The sequence below is a fragment of the Streptomyces fuscigenes genome (assembly GCF_021556455.1).
Classification (GTDB): domain Bacteria; phylum Actinomycetota; class Actinomycetes; order Streptomycetales; family Streptomycetaceae; genus Streptomyces; species Streptomyces fuscigenes.
In genome coordinates this window covers 1-8,669 of record NZ_JAKGCV010000238.1, presented here as the reverse complement: position 1 = coordinate 8,669, position 8,669 = coordinate 1, and the positions used below count along the sequence as shown (strand labels likewise).

Genomic DNA, 8,669 nt, shown 5'->3' with positions numbered 1-8,669 from the left:
CGCCGGTTCGTGCGGCCGCGGCCACGTCCGGCGGCGCTCCCGGCGGGCGGCCGGCACGTGCCGGGCGCCGGCGGGGTCCGGGGGCGCGGGAGCCGGTTTGACCCCTTGACGGAGTCAACCCTATTCTTGACCGTCGGCGTGTAGGTGTGCGCCCACCCCTGAGCACCCACCTCCCGTTTTCCGGGGGAGGCCGCTCATCCGATCCGGACCGTCCCGGCCCTCGTGGCCGTGCGAGCGGCTGGCGTCAGGGGTTCCGTTCCGAATGAGAGTGAGATCCGCGTGTACGCCATCGTGCGCAGCGGTGGTCGCCAGCACAAGGTTGCTGTCGGCGACATCGTTGAGGTTGACAAGATTTCCACTGCCAAGGTGGGCGACACGGTCGAGCTCTCGACCCTGCTCGTGGTCGACGGCGAGGCCGTCACCAGCGACCCGTGGGTGCTGGACGGCATCAAGGTCACGGCCGAGGTCGTGGACCACCACAAGGGCGCGAAGATCGACATCCTTCGCTACAAGAACAAGACCGGCTACCGCCGTCGCCAGGGTCACCGCCAGCAGTACACGGCGATCAAGGTCACCGGCATTCCCGCGGCTGCGAAGTAAGGGACTGAGGATTCATGGCACACAAGAAGGGCGCATCGTCCTCCAGGAACGGGCGCGACTCCAACGCCCAGCGGCTCGGCGTGAAGCGCTTCGGCGGTCAGGTCGTCCTCGCCGGTGAGATCATCGTCCGTCAGCGCGGCACGCACTTCCACCCCGGCACCGGGGTCGGCCGCGGCGGCGACGACACCCTGTTCGCGCTCAACGCCGGTGCGGTCGAGTTCGGCACCAGCCGCGGTCGCCGCGTCGTGAACATCGTCCCGGTCGCCTGACGCGCCGGTAGCGGTTCACCAGTTCTGCGCTCAGGGCGGGCCCCCTTCCCGGACGGGAAGCGGGTCCGCCCTTTGCGTGTTATCCCAGTAAGACGTACGAACCGACGCGTGCACGCACCGCGCACCCCGTACGCCCCGCACGTCTTTCGTTGTCTTCTCCAGGAGGAAGCCCACCATGACCACCTTCGTGGACCGCGTCGAACTGCATGTCGCCGCGGGTAACGGGGGCCACGGCTGCGCCTCCGTCCACCGGGAGAAGTTCAAGCCCCTCGGCGGCCCGGACGGCGGCAACGGCGGCCGCGGCGGTGACGTCGTGCTCGTCGTCGACCAGTCCGTGACCACGCTGCTCGACTACCACCACGTGCCGCACCGCAGGGCCACCAACGGAAAGCCCGGCGAGGGCGGCAACCGGTCCGGCAAGGACGGCCAGGACCTGGTCCTGCCCGTGCCCGACGGCACGGTGGTGCTCGACAAGAACGGCGAGGTCCTCGCCGACCTCGTGGGCCAGGGGACGACGTACGTGGCCGCCCAGGGCGGCCGCGGGGGCCTCGGGAACGCCGCGCTCGCCTCGGCCCGCCGCAAGGCGCCCGGCTTCGCGCTGCTGGGCGAGCCCGGCACCGGCGGCGACGTCGTGCTGGAGCTGAAGACCGTCGCGGACGTGGCGCTCGTCGGCTACCCGAGTGCCGGCAAGTCCTCGCTGATCTCCGTGCTCTCCGCGGCACGCCCGAAGATCGCGGACTACCCGTTCACGACGCTCGTGCCGAACCTGGGCGTCGTCACGGCCGGCTCCACCGTCTTCACCGTCGCCGACGTGCCCGGCCTCATCCCCGGCGCGAGCCAGGGCCGCGGCCTCGGCCTGGAGTTCCTGCGCCACGTCGAGCGCTGCTCCGTGCTGGTGCACGTGCTGGACACCGCGACGCTCGAGTCCGACCGCGACCCGGTCTCCGACCTCGACGTCATCGAGGAGGAGCTGAAGCAGTACGGCGGCCTCGGCGACCGGCCCCGCATGGTCGTCCTCAACAAGGTCGACATCCCCGACGGGCGCGACCTCGCCGAGATGATCAAGCCGGACCTCGAGGCGCGCGGCTACCGCGTCCTGGAGGTCTCCGCCGTCGCCCACATCGGCCTGAAGGAGCTCTCCTTCGCCCTGGCCGAGATCGTCGCCGAGGCCCGCGCGCGCAAGCCGCGCGAGGAGGCCACGCGGGTGGTCATCCGGCCGAAGGCCGTGGACGACACGGGCTTCCGGGTGACGCTGGAGGAGGAAGAGGACGGCTCCGGCTCCGGCATCTACCGCGTGCGCGGCGAGAAGCCCGAACGCTGGGTGCGGCAGACCGACTTCAACAACGACGAGGCCGTCGGCTACCTCGCGGACCGGCTCAACCGCCTCGGTGTCGAGGACGAGCTGCTGAAGGCCGGGGCCCGCCCCGGCGACGGCGTCGCCATCGGCCCTGAGGAGAACGCGGTCGTCTTCGACTGGGAGCCGTCGATGGCGGCGGGCGCCGAGATGCTCGGCCGCCGCGGCGAGGACCACCGGATGGACTCGCCCCGGCCTGCCGCCCAGCGCCGCCGGGACCGGGACGCCGAACGGGACGAGGCGGCCACGGAGTTCAAGAACTTCGACCCGTTCAACTGAGCGGTTCCCCGGCCGGCCCGCAGCGGCCGGGTACGCAGGGGGCGGTGCCACGCGATCCGTGGCACCGCCCCCTGCGGCCGTGTTCAGCGCTCGAAGCTGCTGCGCTCGGGGAAGTACTCCTCGAAGAACCTCACCAGCATCTCGGACTCCTTCTCGTAGTCCTCGGGCGCCGAGTTGGTGTCGTTGATGCAGAAGGTGTCCATGTCGCGGCGGTGGAGCAGCCGGCGCAGCCTGCCGGGCGTCTCCGGCGTGCTCAGGTCCGTGTACATGTACCGGATGCTCCCCGGCACGGCGCGCGTCGTCAGGTACGCGTAGTAGTGGTGGAGCGACGACGTGATCGAGTAGTCGCCGCTGTGCCGGAACTGGTGGGAGGCGGTCTCGGAGAAGACCTCCGGGAACTTCTCCTCCAGCTCCTCCAGGACCGCGCGCTGCTGCGGATGGGGCGTGTGCTTCATCTTGTTGCGCATGGTCCGGCCGAACAGCGACTCGATGAGGAGGCGGTTGTTCTTCGCCGCCGACAGCACCGGGGGGTCGTCGGGGCTCGGGGCGCCGAGGTCCACCTGGGCCTTGGAGAGGAAGAACTTGCTGAGTCCGTTGGCGTGGAAGAAGTTCTCCGCCGTCACCGGCCGGCCGAAGCACACGTCGTCGTTGACGTAGAGGTAGTGGTCGGCGAGCCCCGGGATGCGGTGCAGCCTCGACTCGATGGCGTGCGAGTTGAACGTGGGCAGCCTGCCGGTGTCCCCGAACAGTTCCCGGTGCGAGACGACCCGCAGCCGCTCGTTGGACGTGTCGAGCCACGCCGGCACCTGGTCGTCCGTGACGAGGAAGATCTTCCGCACGAACGGCGCGTACTTCTCCAGGGAGCGCAGCGAGTACTTGAGCTCGTCCCTGCTCGCGAACCGCGAGTCGTTCGCGGCCTCGTCGTTGAGGCGGCCCAGCCCGTGCGACTCCATGGTGGCCGACTTCCGGGCCCGCCACGCCGGGTCGTTGCCGTCGACCCAGGTGTAGACGACGTCGATGGGGAAGGTGACGTCGAACATGCGCGGCGCCGTGAAGGGCTCCAGCGTCGGGTACTCCCGCTCGTTGATCGAGAGGGCGGCGGGCAGCTTGTCCGACAGCGGGATGCGCGCGCCGGTGCGGTTGGGGCGGGGCGCGACGAGGGAGCCGTCCTCGGGGGCGGTCGACCAGAACTCCAGCTCGCAGGCGTGCGAACCGCCGAGGTAGGACTGCCCGGCCGTGGAGAGGTAGACGGAGAAGACCCGCACGCCGCCGACGTCCTTGGCGACGGGGTTGCGCGCCAGCTTGCTGAAGCGGGCGGGGCGGGCGATGTCGCCGATGTAGACGGCGTTGTCGGTGTAGGCCTCGTGCAGTGCCGAGAGGGCCCGCTCCCGGTCGTGCTCGTGGGCGGCGACGGTGATGCGCTGGCGCGCGTCGGCCGCGTCCACGACCCAGTACTCGACGTTCGCGGTGGTGAGCGCGTCGACGACGAGGTCGAGGTTGCGCTGGCGGGCGCCGGCGGCGCTCACGCCGTCCTCGGCGACGCAGACCCACGAGCGGCTGCCCAGTTGCGCGATGCGCAAAGGAGCGGCGGAATCGGTGAGTTCGCGGGCCTGCATCTGGGTGGTGTAGCGCTGGATGGCCCGCTTGGCGCGGCGGCCGGGGCCCCCCTGCAGCGCCGCGGTCCTCACCTGGTCGGCCATCTGGGTGGGCAGCGAATCCATCACGCTTTTGCGTATACGGACGGGCACCACATGCCGCATTTTCATCTTCGCTCCGAGGCGTATCCGGTCGTGGCCGCGTGGCCGGACACACACCTCGCGGCCGGTTACTGGTGCCGTGATCACCAACGGAATTGGGACGCGTACCCGTTCGCTCCCGCGACGGGCGCATCCCGGTCCCCCCGGGTGCTTCCTGTGGCTCCTGTCCCATTATGCCTGAGCGTTTGCTGTGAGAGAGGCAGCACGATGTGTTCTGTTCCGGTACTGTTAACTTTCCCTCATTTCGAGTGAGGCGGGAGCCGTCCCGGTGCCGTGAGAGCGCTCCGGAGCCGGACGGCGACGGTTCCCGGGGCCAGTTGGTTGCCGCGATCCCTGTGGAGATTGCGTGAGAATGGCGCGATCTCCCGGTGGTTCGAATGAGAAGACGATGAGAATCCACTCTTCCGTCACGCGGTCCCACTACCGCCGACAGGTCTCCTGCATGGGCGCGCAGGGTTTATATCTGATTTACGGAAGGTGTCGGGACCTTTCCCGCGCCTTGCGTGGTGCTCACGGAGAGTGCAACCATCACGCTGCCCCCCGATCGTCGCTAGGTAGGTTGCCCCGTGTCTGTGCCAGCTGATGCCCACATTCGAACCACGGCAGTTGTTCTCGCCGGTGGCACCGGCCAGCGCGTGGGCCTGTCCATTCCGAAACAGCTCCTGAAGATCGCGGGCAAGGCGGTCATCGAGCACACCCTGGCGATCTTCGAGCAGTCCGAGAGCGTCGACGACATCGTCGTCCTGATGGCGCCCGGATTCGTGCCCGACGTCGAAAAGATCGTGGCCAAGGCCGGTTTCACCAAGGTCACCCAGGTCATCGAGGGCGGCGCGACGCGCAACGAGACGACCGAACGGGCCATCGAGCTGCTCGGCGAGGGCCTCGCCGAGGGCGAGGACCGCAACCTCCTCTTCCACGACGCCGTGCGCCCGCTCCTGTCACAGCGCGTGATCGAGAACTGCGTCACCGCGCTGGAGCGCTACCAGGCCGTCGACGTCGCCATCCCGTCCGCCGACACGATCATCGTGACGCGCACCCACGGCGAGGACGGCGAGTTCATCACGGACATCCCCGACCGCGCCCGGCTGCGCCGGGGCCAGACCCCGCAGGCGTTCAAGCTGTCCACCATCCGCCGCGCCTACGAGGTCGCCGCGGAGGACCCCAACTTCCAGGCCACGGACGACTGCTCCGTCGTGCTCAAGTACCTGCCCGACGTGCCGGTCCACGTCGTCGCGGGCGACGAGTACAACATGAAGGTCACCCAGCCCGTCGACGTCTTCATCGCCGACAAGCTCTTCCAGCTCGCGTCCACCGCGGCCCCCCAGCAGGCCGACGAGGCCGCCTACGAGGAACTGCTCTCCGGCAAGACGATGGTCGTCTTCGGCGGCTCGTACGGGATCGGCGCCGACATCGCCGAACTCGCCGGGCGCTTCGGCGCCAAGGTCTACGCGCTCGGCCGCTCCACCACCGGCACCCACGTGGAGAACCCGGAGCACGTGGACGAGGCGCTCGCCACGGCGTACGCGGAGACGGGCCGGATCGACTACGTCGTGAACACGGCCGGCGTACTGCGCATCGGCAAACTCGCCGAGACCGACAGCGCGACGATCCAGGAAGCGCTGAACGTCAACTACCTGGCGCCGGTCCAGATCGCGCGCGCCTCGTACAAATACCTCGTGGAAACCAAGGGCCAGCTCCTGCTGTACACCTCCAGCAGTTACACGCGGGGACGGGCCGAATACAGCCTGTACTCGTCCACCAAGGCGGCCATGGTGAATCTCACCCAGGCTCTCGCCGACGAGTGGGCGGGCGAGGGCATCCGGGTGAACTGCGTGAATCCGGAGCGCACGGCCACCCCGATGCGCACGAAGGCGTTCGGCGACGAGCCCGCGGGCTCGCTGCTGTCCTCGGAGGCGGTGGCGCGCACGTCGCTCGACGTGCTGCTGTCGGAGCTGACCGGGCACGTCATCGACGTGCGCCAGCAGGATCCGACCCGCGGCGCCTCGGAGGCCTCCGGGTTCGAGCAGGCGCTCGCCGCCGTGCTCGACCGCCATGGCGATGTGTAATACTCATCGCCAAGTTGCACTTATCGGGCCTCCTGCTCATTCATTGTCGGCTGGGCCGACCGAATGATGTGGGAGGCCCGAATGCGTGAAGTTCCGCCTTCACATTTCCGTCCCATCGTGAAACAACCGGCAACCCCTCTGGAGCAGGTTCTCCCGTGATTTCGACCGCCATTCGACTGGCCCGCGTGGGCAGCCGGTCCGAGCTGGCCGCTGCAGTCCTCATGGGACTGGGTTATCCGTGCGTGATGCTCGCCGCATTGATTCCCGACCTCTGGTTCTTCGCGGTGGCAGCGGCAGTCACCTATATCGCCGACCGGTACCTGCACCAGCGCGGCTCCTACTTGATAAACCGTCTGGAGAAGGTGCGGGCCGGCGTCGCGATCCGGTTCCTGGCGCGGCAGCTCCTGCTGATCCTGCTGCTGGCGCGGCTGCATCTGGCCGGCGCCACGCTCATGTACGTGGCGGTGGTGGCCTTCCTGGTCTTCTACGCGCTCAACACCGTGCAGGGCGCGCTGGTCACCCTCATCCGCAAGCGCCGGTCGATGCCGGTCGTCACGCGCAACATCGACCTGGGCGCGCTGGGGATCCCGGACGCTCCGCCGCGGTTCCTGATGGCGCAGTCGGTCGCCAAGATGCTCCACCTCGATCTCCCGATGGAGATCGGCGTGTTCGCCGCCGCCGCCAGCGGCGCGTTCGTCTACGGCTACATCGGCGCCGCGGTCTCGACCGGCCTCGGGCTGGCCTACATCGCCGTGCTGGCACCGAACCTGCGCGGGCGGCGAATCGTTCCCGCCGCCCCCCGGGTCCTCGCCGCCGTCGACACCTGGCTGCGCGCGTACGAGCCGCGCACCGTCCTGTACTTCTCCGGCTCCAAGGAGTCCGCCTACCAGGTCAACATGTGGCTGGAGACCATGGAGCAGGTCGACCGCCCGCTGATCATCCTGCGGGAGCGGGGCATCGCGAACCAGCTCGCCCCCACCTCCGTCCCGGTGATCTGCGTCCCCGGCGGCACGCACCTGATGAACCTGGAACTGTCCACGGTCCGGGTCGCGCTGTACGCCGCCAACGTCGGCAAGAACATCCACATGCTGCGCGTGCCCACCATGAAGCACGTCTTCATCGGCCACGGCGACAGCGACAAGATCGCCAGTGTCAACCCGTACTCGAAGGTCTACGACGAGGTCTGGACGGCGGGCCGTGCGGGCCGCGACCGCTACGCCCTCGCCGACGTCGGCATCCGCGACGAGGACATCGTCGAGGTCGGCCGCCCGCAGCTCGCCCCCATCGAGACCTGGACGGGCGCGCCCGCGCACCCGATCCCGACCGTCCTGTACGCGCCGACCTGGGAGGGCTGGGACGACAACCCCGGCAACACGTCCCTGCTGCTGGCCGGCGAGAACATCGTCAAGAAGCTGCTCGGGGCCGAGTCGCCCGTGCGGGTCATCTACAAGCCGCACCCCTTCACCGGGATCCGGGACAAGAAGGCCAAGGCCGTCCACCAGGCGATCATGGCGCTGCTGGAGGCCGACACGGCTGCCCGCGCGGCCGAATCGCGCTGGTCGCAGGCCTCGGCCGAGTCGCTCGCCGAGCGGCAGAAGGCGGCCGAGGACCTCACCCGCGTGCAGGGCCGACTCGACGCCCTGGCGACCTCGGGCCGCAAGGGCGGCGACGAGGCCGAGGTGTCCCGCCTCGCGGTGGCCGACCAGGAGCGCCTGGACGAGACCAAGCGGCTGCGTGCCGAGTGGAACGACGCCTACTGGCGCTCCTTCGGCTGGTGGGAGCACCGGACCGTGACGGGCGCCGAGCCGAAGCTCTACGACTGCTTCAACCAGTCCGACGCGATGGTCTCCGACATCTCCAGTGTCGTGTCCGACTTCATCGCGAGCGGCAAGCCGTACGCGGTGACGGACTCGGCGGCGATCGGCGCGTCCGAGTTCCGGCGGCAGAACACCGCGGTGCGGGCCGCGGTGATCCTCTCCAACGACGCGAACGGGATCGACGAGCTGCTGAGCGCGGTCGCCGACCCGGCGGCGGACCGCCTCAAGGAGCGCCGCGCCGAGCTGAAGCACTACCTGCTGGGCCCGGAGAAGCCGACGTCCATCGAGCAGTTCAACGCGGCCGTCGAGGCGCTCGCGATCCAGGCCGAGGCCCGCAACACCGGCGTCGCCAAGCGCCTCGCGGAACCCGAGGAGGCCGCCGGGCTCGACGACTCGGCCCCCGGGCCGGGGGACGAGGAGCGCGACGCGCACGACTCGCCCGTGCGCGGCTGAGCCGCGGCCCCGCCCCGGCGCGGGCGGGACGGGTGACGACGAAGCGGGCGGAGGCCCGGCGCACGGGAGCGCCG

General features: G+C 69.7%; 6 protein-coding genes. 5 read left to right on the top strand and 1 reads right to left on the bottom strand.

The window, feature by feature from the left end; translation table 11 throughout:
- Positions 1 to 279 precede the first annotated feature (279 nt).
- The 3 genes from rplU to obgE all read left to right on the top strand — a co-directional run bounded on the left by rplU (position 280) and on the right by obgE (position 2,502).
- The gene (gene rplU / locus L1885_RS18550; RefSeq protein ID WP_225017587.1) at positions 280 to 600 is read left to right on the top strand and encodes a 50S ribosomal protein L21; all 321 of its coding nucleotides are present in this window, start codon (positions 280 to 282) and stop codon (positions 598 to 600) included.
- A gap of 14 nt (positions 601 to 614) precedes the next feature.
- Positions 615 to 869, top strand: a complete 255-nt coding sequence (rpmA, locus tag L1885_RS18545) for a 50S ribosomal protein L27 (RefSeq protein WP_235798259.1) — start codon at positions 615 to 617, stop codon at positions 867 to 869.
- Positions 870 to 1,044: 175 nt separating this feature from the next.
- Complete coding sequence (gene obgE / locus L1885_RS18540; RefSeq protein WP_235798258.1) at positions 1,045 to 2,502, top strand: GTPase ObgE; 1,458 nt, start codon at positions 1,045 to 1,047, stop codon at positions 2,500 to 2,502.
- Positions 2,503 to 2,585: 83 nt separating this feature from the next.
- On the opposite strand, the gene L1885_RS18535 is transcribed toward obgE, so the two are convergent.
- Entirely contained in the window at positions 2,586 to 4,223 is a 1,638-nt protein-coding gene (locus L1885_RS18535) for a stealth family protein (RefSeq protein WP_235798260.1), read from the bottom strand.
- Between the two features lie 602 nt (positions 4,224 to 4,825).
- Between L1885_RS18535 and L1885_RS18530 the strand changes: the two genes are divergently transcribed.
- Positions 4,826 to 6,325, top strand: coding sequence for a bifunctional cytidylyltransferase/SDR family oxidoreductase (locus L1885_RS18530; protein WP_235798257.1), 1,500 nt, complete (start codon positions 4,826 to 4,828; stop codon positions 6,323 to 6,325).
- 155 nt (positions 6,326 to 6,480) lie between these two features.
- Positions 6,481 to 8,595, top strand: coding sequence for a hypothetical protein (locus L1885_RS18525; RefSeq protein WP_235798255.1), 2,115 nt, complete (start codon positions 6,481 to 6,483; stop codon positions 8,593 to 8,595).
- Positions 8,596 to 8,669 lie beyond the last annotated feature (74 nt).